The following is a 13941-nucleotide window of genomic DNA, read 5'->3' on the forward strand; positions in this document are numbered from 1 at the left end:
CGCGCGCTCACGCGCGGCCGCCGGTCGACACGGCGGCGGACGGGGTCCGGCCCGTCGCCGTGAGAGCCCGGCCGTCGCGACGCGCGAACGACCTCATCCACACCAGGTCCGGGGTCAGGGGGATGAGGTCCTGCCGCACGCCGGTGGCCCGCCGGACGGCGATCCCCACGGCCGCGGCGACCGGGCAGTACGGGGCCTCGGACATGGACTTGGCGCCCAGGACGCCCTCGGGCTCGACGGTGTCGGCGAAGAACACCTCGGTGCGCGGGACGTCGCCCATGCGGGGTGGGTGGTAGTGCCGCAGGGTCGCGTTGGTGACCACGCCGGTCTCGTCGAGCATCACCTGCTCGTACAGCGCCGCCCCGAGAGCCTGGGCGACGCCGCCCTCCACCTGTCCCCGCAGTTGCTGCGGGTTGAGGACCCGCCCGGCGTCGACGGCGTGGACACTGTGCAGGACCTTCACCGTCCCGGTGTCGGGGCACACGGCCACCCGCACGCCCTGCACGGTGAACGCGGCCTGCCGACCCAGCCCGTCGGCGCACCCCTCGGCGGACACCGGCAGGTGGGCTCCGGCGCGGAGCAGCTCGGCGACCCGGGTCGCCGCGCGGTGCAGGGCGCGCCCACCGACCACGGTGCCGGCGGAACCGAACGCGCCCGTGTCGTGGGTGAGCAGGGCGGTGTCGGAGGCGTGCAGGACCACCGAGTCGGACGGCACGCCCAGCGCCTCGGCGACGATCTGGGTGTGCACGGTCGCGGTGCCGTTGCCGAATTCGGCCGTGCCCACGTAGGCGTGCACGGTGCCGTCGGCGGTGATCTCGACGCGGGCCGAACCGTGGTGGCCCCCGGGCGGATTGGTGGCGATCATGCACAGCGCGATCCCGGTCCCCTCCGCCCACCCGGGCGGCGCGGTCTCCCCGCGACCGGAGGCCAGGGCACCTGCCACCAGGTCCAGGCAGTGGTCGAGTCCGTAGGAGGACAGGGCCAGCTCGTCGTCGTCGCCCGCGGAGCTCACCAACGTGTCACCCGGGCGCACCACGTTGCGCCGCCGCAGCTCCACGGGGTCCAGCCCGGCGGCGTCGGCGAGTTCGTCCAGCGCGCTCTCCAGGGCGAACCCCACCTCCCCCAGCCCGTACCCGCGGAACGCCCCCGACGGCACGGTGGTCGTGTAGACGGCCTCGGCGGTCACCCGCTTGGCCGGGCAGCGGTACAGCTCCACGGACTCGGTGATGGAGTGGAACATCACGCCCGCGGAGTGGCCCCCGTAGGCGCCGGCGTCGGACAGCACGTCCAGGTCGAGGGCGGTGAGCCGGCCGTCGTCGTCGCAGGCCACGGTGACGGTGGTGCGGTACGGGTGGCGCACGGTGGCGGAGGTGAACTGCTCCGCGCGCGAGTACTCCCACACCACGTCGCGGCCGGTGCGCAGGGCCGCGAGCACGGCCAGGTCCTCGACGATCATCTCCTGCTTGGCGCCGAACCCGCCGCCCACCCGCGCGGCGTGGACGCGCAGCTCATCGCGGTCGAGGCCGAAGATCCACGCCAACTCGTCGCGCACGAGAAACGGCACCTGGGTAGAGGAGCGGATGTCGAGCGACCCACCGACCCGGGGCCCGCCGTCGACGTGCCGCACGATCACCGCGTGGGTCTCCAGGTGCGTGTGCTGGACCCGCGAGGTGCTCCACGTGCCGGTCACCGTGTGCGCCGCGCGGGCGATCCCGGCGTCGACGTCGCCCACCTCGCCGAACCAGTCGGCCACCACGTTGCGCGCGGGGTCGGCGATCCGGGACTCCGGACCCTTGTCGCCGTGGATCGCTGGCGCTCCGGCGGCACGCGCGGCCTCGGGATCGAGGACCGACGGCAACACCTCGTAGCGCACCTCGATCAGCTGGCAGGCTCGCCGGGCGAGTGCCTCCGACTCGGCGACCACCGCCGCCACACGCTGACCGTGGTGGCGCACGACCGGGTCGAGCACGCGGGTGTCGTCGGGATCGTCGGTACGTCGCTGGTGGCGGGCGGTGGAGAACAGGACGTCGGGGTCGTCGTGGTGGGTGAGCACGGCGACCACCCCGTCCATCGCGAGGGCGCGGGAGGCGTCGATCGACACGATGCGGGCGTGCGCGTGCGGGGAGCGGAGCACCGCGAGATGCGCGCAGCCCGTCTGGTCGGTGTCCAGGGTGAAGGGTTCGGCGCCGCGCACCACGCGCTCGGTGGCCGGGGCGGCGACCGGGCTCCCGATCCCCCCGGCGGCGCACGCATTCCGGGCGCCGTCGAGGGCGTCCTCGACCGCCCGGTAGCCCGTGCAACGGCACAGGTTGCCCTTCATGGCGGCGATCCTCGGCGCCGGCCCGCCGTCCCGGGCGCACGGCGCGTGCCCCAGCCCGGTGACCGTGGTGACCATCCCCGCCGTGCAGAACCCGCACTGGAACCCGGCGGCGCGGGCGAACGCGGCCGGCACCTCGTCGGGCACCCCGGCGGCGGTGCGAACGTCGGCGCCCTCGGCGCGGTGCGCGGGCAGCACACAGGAATGGGTGGGCACGCCGTCGACCAGCACGGAACACGCACCGCAGTCGCCGGTGTCGCAGCCCTTCTTCACCGCGTGCACCCCCGACTCGCGCAGCAGCGTCCGCAGGCACTGTCCGGGGCGCGGGTCGGTCTCCAGCGCGCGTCCGTCGACGGTGATCAGCATGGTGCCTCCCGGTAGATGGGGTGGGTGAGTTCGGCGACGACGGCGAGGGCCGCGATTCCCGCCACGTGACGCCGCCAGCCCGGGTCGCCCTGGGGGTCGTCGTGCCAGCGGGGCAGGTCGCGCACGGCGGCCTCGGCCTCGTCGGGCGTGGGGGGCCGGTCCCAGGTGAGCACCTCCGGGGCGGGCACGGCGGCGGTCACGACGAGCGTGCAACGGCCGCCGGGGTCCAGTCGCCCGGTGACCAGCGAGCCGGAGCGGCCGCTGGGCACCAGCGAGTGCCGCCGGACCGCGTAGCGCGCCCGGCTCGCCGCCGCGGGGATGACGAGCGCGCGCAGGATCTCGCCCGGGGCCAGGCAGGTGCGACCCGGACCCACCACCACCTCGGCGGCGGGGACGGTGCGGGTGCCGCCGTCGGGGGTCCAGATCTCGGTGGTCGCGTCGAGCGTGCAGGCCGCGGCCGTCCCGGCGCCGGCCGGCAGGGCTGCGCAGAGGTTGCCTCCCCAGGTGCCGCGGCCCCAGATCTTCCACGAGGCGAGCAGGCAGGAGAACGCGTCGTGGAGGAACGGGCGCAGGGGCGCGGTGAGCGGGTGGTCGAGCACGGTCCGCAGCGTGGCGGTAGCGGCGACCCGCAGTCCGCCGTCGGGCAGCGGTTCGACGTCGGGCCAGCGCAGGTCGAGCAGGTCCACGAGCGCGGTGAGCGGGGTGGTCTCCCCCGGCGGGGCCGCGGCGCCGGCCGGGTGCAGGTGCGCCTCCCCGTGCAGGGCGGTCCCGCCGGCCAGGGCCGTGGCGCCGGCGAGCAGGGCCGCGTGCGCCTCGCCCCGGCTGCGCGGTCGGTGCAGTTCGGTGACGCTGACCAGGTCCACCGCCCTCACCCCGCCCGGGCCAGCAGCCGCCGGCGGGCGGCCACCACGTCGCGGGCCACGGCGTCGGTGTCGACGGTGAGCACGCGCCCGTTTGCCACCACCCGGCGGCCCTGCACCCACACCCCGGCCATCGGCGGGCGGGACCCCAGGACGAGCGCGGCCACCGGGTCGTCGATCCCCGCGTGGGCCGGGGTGTCCAGGCGCCACAACGCGACATCGGCCTGGTATCCGACGGCCAGCCGCCCGATCTCACCCTCCCGCCCGAGCGCGCGGGCACCGTCCACGGTGGCCATCCGCAGCGCCGTCCGCACGTCCATCGCCCGGGGCCCGCGGGTGGCGCGGGCGAGCAGGAGCGCGGTGTGCATCTCTTCCCACAGCACGCCCGACTCGTTGCTCGCCGAGCCGTCCACGCCCAGCCCCACCGGGATCCCCGCGGCGAGCATGTCCGGGACGCGGGCGATGCCGGCGCCCAGGCGGCCGTTGGAGACGGGGCAGTGCGCGGCCGCCATCCCGCCGGCGGCCATCGCGGCGATCGCCGGGTCGTCGAGGTGCACGGTGTGGGCGAACCATACGTCCGGGCCCACCCAGCCCACCGACTCCATGTACTCCATCGGCGTGCTGCCGAAGCGTTCGCGGCAGAATTCCTCTTCGTCGTCGGTCTCGGCCAGATGGGTGTGCAGGCGCACGCCCCGCTCGCGGGCGAGCTCGGCGCTGGTGCGCAGCAGGTCGCCGGTCACGGAGAACGGTGAGCACGGCGCCACGGCGATGCGGCACATCGAGTCGGGGCCCGCGTCGTGGAACCGATCGATCACGTCGGCGGTGCCGGCGAGGATCGCGTCGATGCCCTCCACCACTGAGTCCGGCGGCAGCCCGCCCGAGCTGCGGCCCAGATCCATCGACCCGCGGCCGGGGTGGAAGCGCAGGCCGACGGCGGCGGCCGCCTCGATCTCGGCGGCGAACACGTCCCCGGCGTCGGCGGGCACCACGTAGTGGTGGTCCGTGGTGGTGGTGCAGCCGCCCAGGGCCAGGTGCGCGAGCCCACCGAGGGCGGCGGTGCGGACGTCGTCGGCGTCGATGCCCGCCCACACCGGGTACGAGGCGGTGAGCCACTCGAAGAGCGTCGCGTCGGCCGCGAGCCCCCGGGTGAGCCACTGGTACAGGTGGTGATGGGTGTTGATCAGGCCCGGGGTGGCCAGACAACCCGTGCCGTCGACACGTTCCGCGCCGTCCGGAACGAGCGCCGGATCGCACGGCCCCTCCCCCACCGCGGTGATCCGGCCGCCTTCGAGCAGCACGTGGCCGGCGGTGTACTCGGCGCCGACGCAGTCCCCGTCCCCACCCCCGGCCCCGGCCCCGGCCCCGCCCATGGTCGCGACCGCGCAGTTCTCGATGAGCACCGCCGCGGCTCCGGAGGTCATGCCCGCACCAGGCCCGGCGTGAACGCCGGCGCGAACCCCCGCGCCCGGGCCGAGCGGATCATGCGCTCGGTGAGCTGGGCGTCGGCCTCGTCGGCGAGCGGGTGCAGGCTGCGCGCACCCTCCGCGACAAGGCGTCCGCCCACGTAGACGCGGGTGAGGTTGCGCAGCGAGCACGCCAGGACGTACGTGGCGACGGGGTCCCAGATCGGTCCGGTCGCAGGCCTGGTGGGGTCGACGACGACGAGGTCCGCGTGCTTTCCCACCTCCACGCTGCCCACCCGGTCGGACAGGCCGAGGGCTTCCGCGGCCCCCAGGGTGTGCATGTGCAGGACCTCGCGGGCGGCCAGCACCGCGGCGTCGGAGTGGACGGCGCGCTGGGTGTACAGGCCGATCCGCATGTTCTGGAACGGGTCGGACACGTCGGTGCAGGACTGGTCGTCCAGGCCCATCCCCACGCGGATGCCCGCGTCCCGGTACCGGGTGATGTCGGCGATGCCCGAGCCCAGCCGGCCGTTGGAGGTGGCCTGCCAGATCACGGCGGAGTCGGTCTCCGCGACCCGGCGGACCATGTGGTCGGTGGGGTGGACGAAGTGGCCGAACGCGAAGTCGGGGCCCAGGACCCCGGCGCGGTCGTACCAGTCGAACTTGGCCCGCTGTACCTCGAGGTGCTCGGCGGTCTCGACGAAGTGCGCCTGGTTGCCCACGCCGTGGGTGGCCATGGCGTGGCGTTCACGCTCGGCGGTGACCGGCGACGAGGACCACTGCACCGACCCGAACACCGACCCGCCCAGGTCCAGCTCGCGGGGAACGGTGCGCAGTCGGTGCTCGGTGACGTGGGCGAACGCGTCGAAGCACTCGGCCTCGGGGAGCTGCTCGTCGTCGAGGCGGGTGGAGGTGACGCAGCGGAGCCCGGAGTCGGCCTGGGCGTCGATCTGCCGGGTGAGGAAGTCGATGTCGTGGACCCGCTCGGCGACCAGGGTCGAGGAGGCGTGGTCGAACACCGCCACGACCCGGCTCTGGGTGAAGTTGTAGGCGCTGGTCACACCGTTGCGCAGGAAGTCCAGGCAGCCGGCGAGGGTGAACCAGTACAGGTCCTCGGCCTCCGCCCCGACCATCATCTCGCCCAGCGTCGACACCCAGCCGTAGAGCGTGTCGTCGGGGGCGGTGCCGCGCATCCCGGCGGTGAACAGGTGGCTGTGCGCGGAGACGAACCCGGGGGCGAGGATGGCGCCGCCGAGGTCGTGGACTTCGCCCGGCAGGCCGGGCGGCGGGTCGCCGGGGCCGAGCCCGGCGATGAGGCCGGCGGCGTCCACGTGGACCCAGCCGTGGAACCAGGCGGGGGCGGCCGGGTCTGCGGACACGGGCAGGACCAGCGCGTCGGTGAAGGTGATCATGGGGTTCTCTCGTTCTCTCGTGTGTCAGCCCGGAAGTTCCTCGGCCCGCCACCGCTGCCCGTCCGTCACGAAGCGGCGCCGATGGGAGGGCTCGTCGCGTCCGGCGGCCCAGAAGGTCACGGACCCGGGCCGCAGTCGCATGCCCAGCCACGTCTCGGGCGGCTGCGCCGGCGACGGGCCGAACCGCTCCACCGCCGCGGCCCACACCCGGCGTCTGCCCGGCGGGGCGAGTTCCGCCGTCGCTTGGTCGTTGGTCCAGGCCAGGAGCTTGAGGTACTCGCTGCGGGAGTAATAGCTCGCCAGGTGCTCGTCCCGATCGGTCGGCTCGGCCACGCCGGTGACCGTGAGTTGCCGCGTCCGGTCGGCGGACACCACGACCAGCGTCGCGCGCGGGTCGGTGGCCAGGTCCAGGGCCTTCTGGGACCGCGAATCGGTGTGGAACGTGGGCCCGTCGGTGGTGGCCCCGGAGACCAGCAGGTGCCGACAGTGCGGGGTCCCGTCCGGGCCGACCGTGGCCAGGACCCCCAGCGGCGGGTCCGCCGGGTCGATCGACAACCACGCAACCATCGTCTGCAGCGGGTCATCAGCGGGGCCGGGCATGGTGACCACGGGCATCTCGGTGGAGGTCACGGCGCACCCCCTGCCGCGGCGGCCGGGGCGGCCGGGGCGGTCACGGTGGCCGCGGCGGACACCCCGCGCGCCGGGTCGAACTCGGCGATCTCGGCCAGCGCCCCGGCCACGGCGTCCACGTGATCGGCCACCAACCGCCGCCCGGTCTCGGGGTCGGCCCCGGTGGGGTCTCCGATCACCCCGGTGTCGGACAGGTCGTCGGCCAGCCAGCCGAACCTCACGGGGCCGGTGAACCCGATGTGCTGACACTCCGCGATCCCGGCCGGGACCCTCGCCTCGGCCGCCGACATGTCGACGAGCTCGGGGTGCAGGTGGAGCATCATCGACGTCTCCGCCCACCCGGCGTGGATGCCCATCCCCAGTTCGGTGGGGCCCGGGACCGCGCGCCCGGCGTAGAGGAAGGTGCGCAGTCCGAAGCGGCGGCGCAGTTCGCGCAGCGCCACCTCGAGCAGCGCCGAGTTGCCGCCGTGGCAGTTGACGAACAGCACCCGGGTGAACCCGCTGGCCCGCAGCGCCGAGCCGAGCTCGACCACCTCGCGCATCAGCGTTTCCCCGGAGATCCACAACGCCCCGGTGAGGTTGGCGTGCTCATCACTCTTCGTGTACCCCAGCGCCGGCATGAGCCAGGCGTCGACGGCCGCCTCCGCCGCGGCGGCCACCGCGTGGGCAGCCACGTGCTCGGCCACGAGGAGGTCGGTGGCCAGTGGCAGGTGCGGACCGTGGGGTTCGATCGCGCCGGCCGGGATGACGGCGACGGGGTCACCGGATCCGACCCGGCCCGCCTCGACGGTCGTGAGTTCGGCGTACCGCCGCTGCGGCCCGATCACGCCTCCCACCGCCCGGGGTTGAGCAGGCCATACGGGTCGGTGCGGGCCGCGAGCGCTCGGACTGCCTCGGTGTCGTGGTCCACGCGGTACTGGTGCGGCGAGTGCACGCGCACCCCCAGCTCCTCCAGCACCGGCACACCCGCGTACGCGGCCTCCGGCGAGGTGTAGTGACCGTTGAGCATCCCGAACATCCGCCCGTGTCCCGCCTCCAGGTGCAGGGTCCCGCCGGGGTACACGGCCTCCACCTCGTCGAGGCGTTCCACCAGGGCGTCGCCCTGGCACTCCATGTGGAACCAGGTGTCGGGTTCGGCCTTCTGCAGCCAGTGAGTGGGGTGGTTGTAGGACAGCGTCGAGACTTTGATCGTCTCGTTGACGCCGCTCCGGACCGCCTCGACCACTCCTCCTGCACCGTCGATGATCGCCCGGACCTCGTCCACCGCGGCGGCGTCGACGATCGCCCGCAGGCTCGCCCGGCCGGCGGGGATGGCCTCGTCGGCGGGCAGACAAGAGGCCACGTGGGCGCCGTCCGCCGAGCACAGGCGCGGCGCGGGTTCGACGAGGTGGACCCGACGCACCGCCGCGAACGCGTCGTGGTGGTCGTCGAAACTCGCGTACACGCACCGCCAGTCCTGCAGCGGTTCGATCCGCACCGTGGCGCGCACGATGATCCCGGCGACCCCGTAGGTGTGGACGAACGGCTGGGCGTCGGCACCCTCCAGGTGCACGATCTCGGCGTCCTCGTGGGCGAAGACCACGTCGAGCGCCTCGACGAACCCCTGGTGGTTGCGGCCGTGCACGATCGTGCCGGTGCCCGCCGACCCGCCGGCGAGGAACCCGCCGAGGGTCGACTGCACGGTGGACGGGTACATCCACAGCTGACTGCCGTGGTGGGAGGCCAGCCGCTTCTCGAGGGTCAGCATGCGGACCCCGGCCTCGGCGGTGACCACGCCCGCCTCCGTGTCCACGTGGTCGACGCCTCGCAGCGCGGTCAGGTCCAGGACCAGCCCGCCGTGCAGCGGGACCACCTGGCCGTAGTTGCCGGTGCCCTTGCCCCGGGAGGTGATGGGCACCCGTCGGCGGACGGCCGCGCGGACCACGGCGGGCACCTGCTCCACGTCCGTCGGCCGGCACACCACCTCGGGCCGGCCGATGGGCCACTGCGCCCGGAGGATCGGGCTGAGGTAGGACCCGTCCACCGACGCCTTGTCCAGGGCGCGGTCGTCGGTGTGCACGGCATCGGGACCGAGCAGGTCGAGCAGGTCGTCGACCAGGCCGGCGACGTCTGCGGTGGATCCGGGCGATCCGGTGGGCGGGGTGGGTGTGGCGGGTGCGGTGGAGGTCGCGGTCACGAGGGGCTCCGATCGGGTGCGGGGGCGGCGGGAACTGAAAAAGTGAACCGGGCAGCGGAGCCGGATCAGTTCATCCCGATGGCCGGGTCGATGAACTGGTTGGTGGCGACGGTCCCGGGCGAGACGTCCTCGGCGATCGCGACATCGGCGGCCTCGTAGACGCCCTTGACCTTGGCCACCATGTCGGCGAGGCGCTCGTCGTCGAAGTCACCGATCGTGGCGTTGGGTCCGTTGCCCACCAGTTCGCGCTCGAGCATGGCCTCGACGGCGAAGTCGGCCAGCTCAGCGCTGTAGACCCAGCCAGTGTTGAACTGCTCGACGGCGTCCACGATCACGGCGTTGGTGCGGGCCGGGTCCTCGAAGTACTCGACCTCGGCCTGCTGCAGTACGGGCACCAGCTTCTCCAGGCACGCCGCGCTGTCCTCGAGCTCGGCGCTGCGCACGGCCATCATCGACTTGTAGATCGGGTAGCCCAGGTCGTGGAGCAGTTGGTACTTCACCGGCTTGCCCCATTCGGCGACCTCGTTCTCGTAGATGAACGGCTCGGCGCTGGCGAAGCCCTGCTGGGCGACCGCACCGCCGGAGGCGACGAAGTTCGAGGGCGAACCGTCGTAGCTTCCGTCGACCTGGGCGGGGTCGAGGATGCCCTCGCCGAGGAGATAGTCCATGTAGGCGTTGCCCTCGAAGTACAGGACCCGCGTGTTCTCGTCCTTGAGGTCGCTGACGGTCTCGACGTCGGGGTAGGTCTCGGGGTCCCACATGATCATCTGCGGATTGATGTCCAGCGGTGCGAAGACGCCGATGGTGGGGTTGTTCAGCGAGTTCTGGACCGCCTGGTCGGCGTCCACGTAGCCGAGCATGATGTCGGTGTCCTGGTACATCTGCGCGGTGACCTGCTGAAAGCCGATCGCGGGGCCGCCGGCCCGGACCTCCACGTCCACACCGGTGTACTCACCGGAGGCGAACAGCGGCCCGGAGACCGACTTGGCGCCGGCGTCGATGGTCGGCTCCGGTCCGAGGAGTTCGTAGAGGTGGCCGTGCTCGGCCTCGGGGTTCCAGTCCGTCTGGACCACGACCTTCTCGGGGCAGACCTCGCTGAGGTCGACCGCGCCGATCTCCCCGCTGTATCCGGAAGAGGCCTCCGCGGACTCGGAACCGCCGCAGGCGGTGAGCGTGACGGCGCCGAGGGCGCAGAGCGCGGCCACGGAGACGGCGGTACGGGGGGCGGTGGTGCGTCGCATGGGAACTCCTGGGTGTGGGTGACGGAACGACGAGATGGGAGCGAGTGCTGTATTGATGTGATCAATAAAGGAGAGTGAACCGCTGCCGTGTTTCAGTGGTGTTGCGGGTTCGGTCGGGAGTCGTTACGGCTGGTCGCCGGGGGTTACGACTAGCGGTCGGCGTCCGGGTTGTACCAGCGCCCCACGACCCGACGGGACAGCAAGCCGAAGAACAGGAACACGGCCACGCCGAGCAGGGAGGCCAGGATGATGGAGGCGAACAGTTCCGGTGACTGCAGGCGGGCGCGGAAGGTGTCGATGAGGATGCCGATGCCCGGGTCGCCCTGCTTGAAGAAGAAGTCGCCGACGATCGCACCGACCACCGACAGGCCGGCCGCCACGCGCAGGCCCTCGAACAGGGCGGGCAGTGCCGCCGGGGCCTCGAGCTTGCGCAGCACCGTCAGGCGCCCGGCGTGGTGGAGCGTGAACAGCCGGCGCAGGCCCGGGTCAACGGACTTGAGACCGAACAGCGTGTTGGACACGATCGGGAACAGTGCGATCAGCACGCACACGAACACGCGGGCGGTGAACCCGAAGCCGAACCAGAAGCCGATCAGGGGCACCAGCGCGAGGATCGGGATGCACTGCAGCACCACCGCGTAGGGGAACAGCGAGCGCTCGGCCCACTTCTCCTGGCTCATGACGATCGCCCACACGACGCCGATCACGAACGCGATCGCCAACCCCGTCAGCGCGACGGTCGCGGTGCGGCCGAGCGCCTCGAGCATGCCCGAGATGCTGGGCCCGAACAGCCCGTCGGTGACCACCACGTGCGGCGCCGGCAGCAGGAACCGCCGCGACGGTTCGAGCACCACGTAGCTGACGAAGTACCACAGACCCAGCACCGCGGCCAGGACCGCCAACGGGCCGCCGTAGCGGACCACGGGCCCGTCGGCCGAGAGGCGGAACCGGGGGCGGGCGGGGCCGGCGGCGGGGGCTCCCCGGCCGGTTCGGCCACGGGGCCGGGGCCCACGTCGGCGGCGGTGACCTCGTCGTCGTCGTCGTTCTTCACGTTCGCGCGGGCGGTGATTCCGTTCATCAGTGTGCCTCTCATCAGTGCGCCTCCTCGAGTGCCTGAGAAACCTCGCCGACGAGGTTCATGTAGTCCGCCGTGTATCGGATCTCGGGGTCGCGCTCCGGGCCGAACGGCACATCCACCGAATGGGTGATCCGCCCCGGCCGACCGGACATCACCACCACGCGCGTGGACAGGTACACCGCCTCCGCGACCGAGTGCGTGATGAACAGCCCGGCGAACCGCTTGGCCGCGAACAGCCCCAGCAGCTCGTCGCCGAGGCGCTGCCGGGTGATCTCGTCCAGCGCGCCGAACGGCTCGTCGAACAGGAACAACTCCGGGTCGAGGGTCAGCGAGCGGGCCAGCGAGACACGCATCTTCATGCCGCCCGACAGCTCCCGCGGCAGCGACTTCTCGAACCCGGCCAGGCCCACCAGTTCGATCGCCGCCGCCGCGCGGTCACGGCGTTCGGTGCGGCCGATGCCGTCGAGCTCGGCGAGCATCTCCACGTTCTGCTCGACCGTCCGCCACGGCAGCAGGGTCGCGTCCTGGAAGACGTAGCCGATGCGGTCGGTGCCGGTCTGCATGTAGCCGTCGGTGTGGGTGGCGAGCCCGGACGCGAGGCTGAGCAGCGTGGACTTGCCGCAGCCGGACGGGCCCACGACGCTGACGAACTCTCCGGCGCGGATCCGCAGGTCCACGCCGTCGAGCGCGCGGGTGCCATTGGGGTAGGTCACTCCGACGCCGTCGAATCCGAGGATCTCGCTGCCGGGCCGGGCGGCCTGCGCCGCCCGCATGTCGGTGGGTGTGGTCATCGGGTCTCCTCGTAGGTGGGTGTCTGTGGGTGGGTGGTGGGGGCTTGGTCGTCGAGCAGCGCGACACCGGGGTCGACGACGACGAGGACCTCCCTCTCCGCCACCACGCAGCCCGCCCGCAGCACGATCCGGTCGGGTGGCGCGTCGGCGATCACGTCGTCGAGCCCGCCCGCCCGGACCAGCAGCAGGTCGGCCCGGAGGCCGGGCGAGGGGCCGGCGGGCGGCAGACCCATGACTTCGCGGGCGCCGCCCGTGACGAGCTGCCAGGCGGTGTCCATGTCGAGGTGGGCGGCCACGATCAGCAACATCGCCGTCTCGGTGGCGTCGGAGCGGCCGACCGGGTTGAACGGGTCGCGCACGTTGTCGGCGCCGGCGGCGACGGTCACGTCGGTCTCGAGCAGGGCCCGCACCGGGGGCAGGCCGCGCGGGACCGAGGTGCAGCCGGCTCGGCCCTGCAGGTACAGGTTGGTGATCGGCAGGGTCACCACCCCGACGTCCGCCCTGCTCAGCGCGCCGGCGGCGCGGGATTGGCCCGCCCCGTCGAGCGAGCCGATGCGGCAGCAGTGCCCGGCAGTGCGGATCTGCCCCGCCGGCCAGGTCGCGACGCGGTCGGTGAACACCTCGAGCATGGCGTGGTCGCCGTCGAGGAACTCGTCCACGTGCAGGTCTATGCCGGTGCCCAGCTCTTCGGCGAGGTCCACCAGTCGGTTTGTCTCGGCGACCGGGTCGGTCGAGATGTGTGGGGCCCCGCCGATGAGGTCGGCACCGGCCGCGATCGCGGCGCGGGCCCGGTCCGACGGGTCGACCTCGTTGACCATCACCGAGATCTGCAGGTCCATCACGCCGGCGAGCTCGTCGCGGACGCGGACGAGAGCGCGGACGCCGCGCAGCGGGTCGTGGTCGTCGTGCAGGTCCACGTGGCTGCGCACCGCGGTCGTCCCGTTGGCCACGAGCTTGCGCGCTGCAGCGAGGGCGCGGGCGTGGATCTCGTCCTCGTCGACCGTCGCGGCGTAGGCCCGCCACGCGTCGATCGCCGCCCCCAGGTCGCAGCCCGGCGGCCGCGTGGCGCCCCAGCTCAGGGCCTTGTCGAGGTGGGCGTGCGGCTCCGCGGGCGCGGTGAGCACCATGTAGCCGCGGGCGTCGATCACCGATTCGCCCCCGGTAGGACCACCGCGCGTCGGGGTGGTCCCCGCATCCGTCACGGCCACGACCACCCCGTCGACGATGTCCACGTCGACCACCCGGCCGCCCTGCAGCCGGGCCCCCGCGATCCGGTCCACGTGCCGCGGCGCGACTCGCTCGGCCCCGGCTCCGCGCTGTGCATCGCGCTGTGCCGCTCGTCGTGGTTCCATCGTTCCCCTCCTCTGCCGACTTGTGCGTTCCCCGCCGACCCTCCGACTCGGCCCCTCTCGGCAGCCCGGGCTTTCTGATCGGGTGCGGCACTTGTGCATCCGACCCCGGAGCGGGATAGTGACCCCGGGTATTGATCGGATCAATAATGATGAGTGTGGTGGCCCCGTGTTTCGGCGGCATTACCCCGCTGTTCCGGCGCGGTTCCGGTGTCCGCCGATTCCGCGCCAACGCGACTACCTGCACGAACTACCGACCCCGGCAGACCGCGTCCCACCAGATCCCGCCCCGCCAGACCCCGACCCGCCCCAACCCGC

Annotated in this window: 11 protein-coding genes; all 11 read right to left on the reverse strand. The window is 73.1% G+C overall.

Going from position 1 to position 13941, the window contains the following annotated elements; all coding sequences use genetic code 11:
- Positions 1-7 precede the first annotated feature (7 nt).
- A complete protein-coding gene (locus OVA21_RS12675) occupies positions 8-2683 on the reverse strand; it encodes a molybdopterin-dependent oxidoreductase (protein WP_268092540.1) in 2676 nt (891 codons plus the stop codon).
- Positions 2677-3546: an FAD binding domain-containing protein gene (locus OVA21_RS12680; protein WP_268092541.1), complete on the reverse strand. Its 870-nt coding sequence runs from the start codon at positions 3544-3546 to the stop codon at positions 2677-2679. The genes OVA21_RS12675 and OVA21_RS12680 overlap by 7 nt, the downstream gene beginning before the upstream one ends.
- Before the next feature lie 5 nt (positions 3547-3551).
- Entirely contained in the window at positions 3552-4964 is a 1413-nt protein-coding gene (locus OVA21_RS12685; RefSeq protein ID WP_268092542.1) for an 8-oxoguanine deaminase, read from the reverse strand.
- Positions 4961-6358: an amidohydrolase family protein gene (locus OVA21_RS12690; RefSeq protein WP_268092543.1), complete on the reverse strand. Its 1398-nt coding sequence runs from the start codon at positions 6356-6358 to the stop codon at positions 4961-4963. The genes OVA21_RS12685 and OVA21_RS12690 overlap by 4 nt, the downstream gene beginning before the upstream one ends.
- A 24-nt stretch (positions 6359-6382) precedes the next feature.
- The gene (locus OVA21_RS12695; protein ID WP_268092544.1) at positions 6383-6988 is read right to left on the reverse strand and encodes a pyridoxamine 5'-phosphate oxidase family protein; all 606 of its coding nucleotides are present in this window, start codon (positions 6986-6988) and stop codon (positions 6383-6385) included.
- Positions 6985-7824, reverse strand: coding sequence for a creatininase family protein (locus OVA21_RS12700; RefSeq protein ID WP_268092545.1), 840 nt, complete (start codon positions 7822-7824; stop codon positions 6985-6987). The genes OVA21_RS12695 and OVA21_RS12700 overlap by 4 nt, the downstream gene beginning before the upstream one ends.
- A complete protein-coding gene (locus OVA21_RS12705; protein WP_410494166.1) occupies positions 7812-9164 on the reverse strand; it encodes an FAD-binding oxidoreductase in 1353 nt (450 codons plus the stop codon). The genes OVA21_RS12700 and OVA21_RS12705 overlap by 13 nt, the downstream gene beginning before the upstream one ends.
- A 65-nt stretch (positions 9165-9229) precedes the next feature.
- Positions 9230-10405 (reverse strand): nitrate ABC transporter substrate-binding protein, encoded by a 1176-nt coding sequence (locus tag OVA21_RS12710; protein ID WP_069390404.1) that lies wholly within the window; start codon positions 10403-10405, stop codon positions 9230-9232.
- Positions 10406-10554: 149 nt separating this feature from the next.
- Positions 10555-11328, reverse strand: a complete 774-nt coding sequence (locus OVA21_RS12715; RefSeq protein WP_069390405.1) for an ABC transporter permease — start codon at positions 11326-11328, stop codon at positions 10555-10557.
- Positions 11329-11497: 169 nt separating this feature from the next.
- Entirely contained in the window at positions 11498-12274 is a 777-nt protein-coding gene (locus OVA21_RS12720) for an ABC transporter ATP-binding protein (protein WP_096906811.1), read from the reverse strand.
- Positions 12271-13626 carry an amidohydrolase family protein gene (locus tag OVA21_RS12725; protein WP_216824138.1) on the reverse strand — a complete coding sequence of 452 codons (1356 nt, stop codon included), beginning with the start codon at positions 13624-13626 and terminating at the stop codon, positions 12271-12273. The genes OVA21_RS12720 and OVA21_RS12725 overlap by 4 nt, the downstream gene beginning before the upstream one ends.
- Positions 13627-13941: the final 315 nt, after the last annotated feature.

The organism is Dietzia sp. SL131 (assembly GCF_026672565.1).
Taxonomy (GTDB): Bacteria; Actinomycetota; Actinomycetes; order Mycobacteriales; family Mycobacteriaceae; genus Dietzia; species Dietzia kunjamensis.

Coding starts and splice junctions, on each gene's coding strand:
- OVA21_RS12675 (WP_268092540.1), bottom strand. CDS start 2,683: ATGCTGATCACCGTCGACGGACGCGCGCTGGAGACCGACCCGCGCCCC.
- OVA21_RS12685 (WP_268092542.1), bottom strand. CDS start 4,964: ATGACCTCCGGAGCCGCGGCGGTGCTCATCGAGAACTGCGCGGTCGCG.
- OVA21_RS12690 (WP_268092543.1), bottom strand. CDS start 6,358: ATGATCACCTTCACCGACGCGCTGGTCCTGCCCGTGTCCGCAGACCCG.
- OVA21_RS12710 (WP_069390404.1), bottom strand. CDS start 10,405: ATGCGACGCACCACCGCCCCCCGTACCGCCGTCTCCGTGGCCGCGCTC.
- OVA21_RS12720 (WP_096906811.1), bottom strand. CDS start 12,274: ATGACCACACCCACCGACATGCGGGCGGCGCAGGCCGCCCGGCCCGGC.
- OVA21_RS12725 (WP_216824138.1), bottom strand. CDS start 13,626: ATGGAACCACGACGAGCGGCACAGCGCGATGCACAGCGCGGAGCCGGG.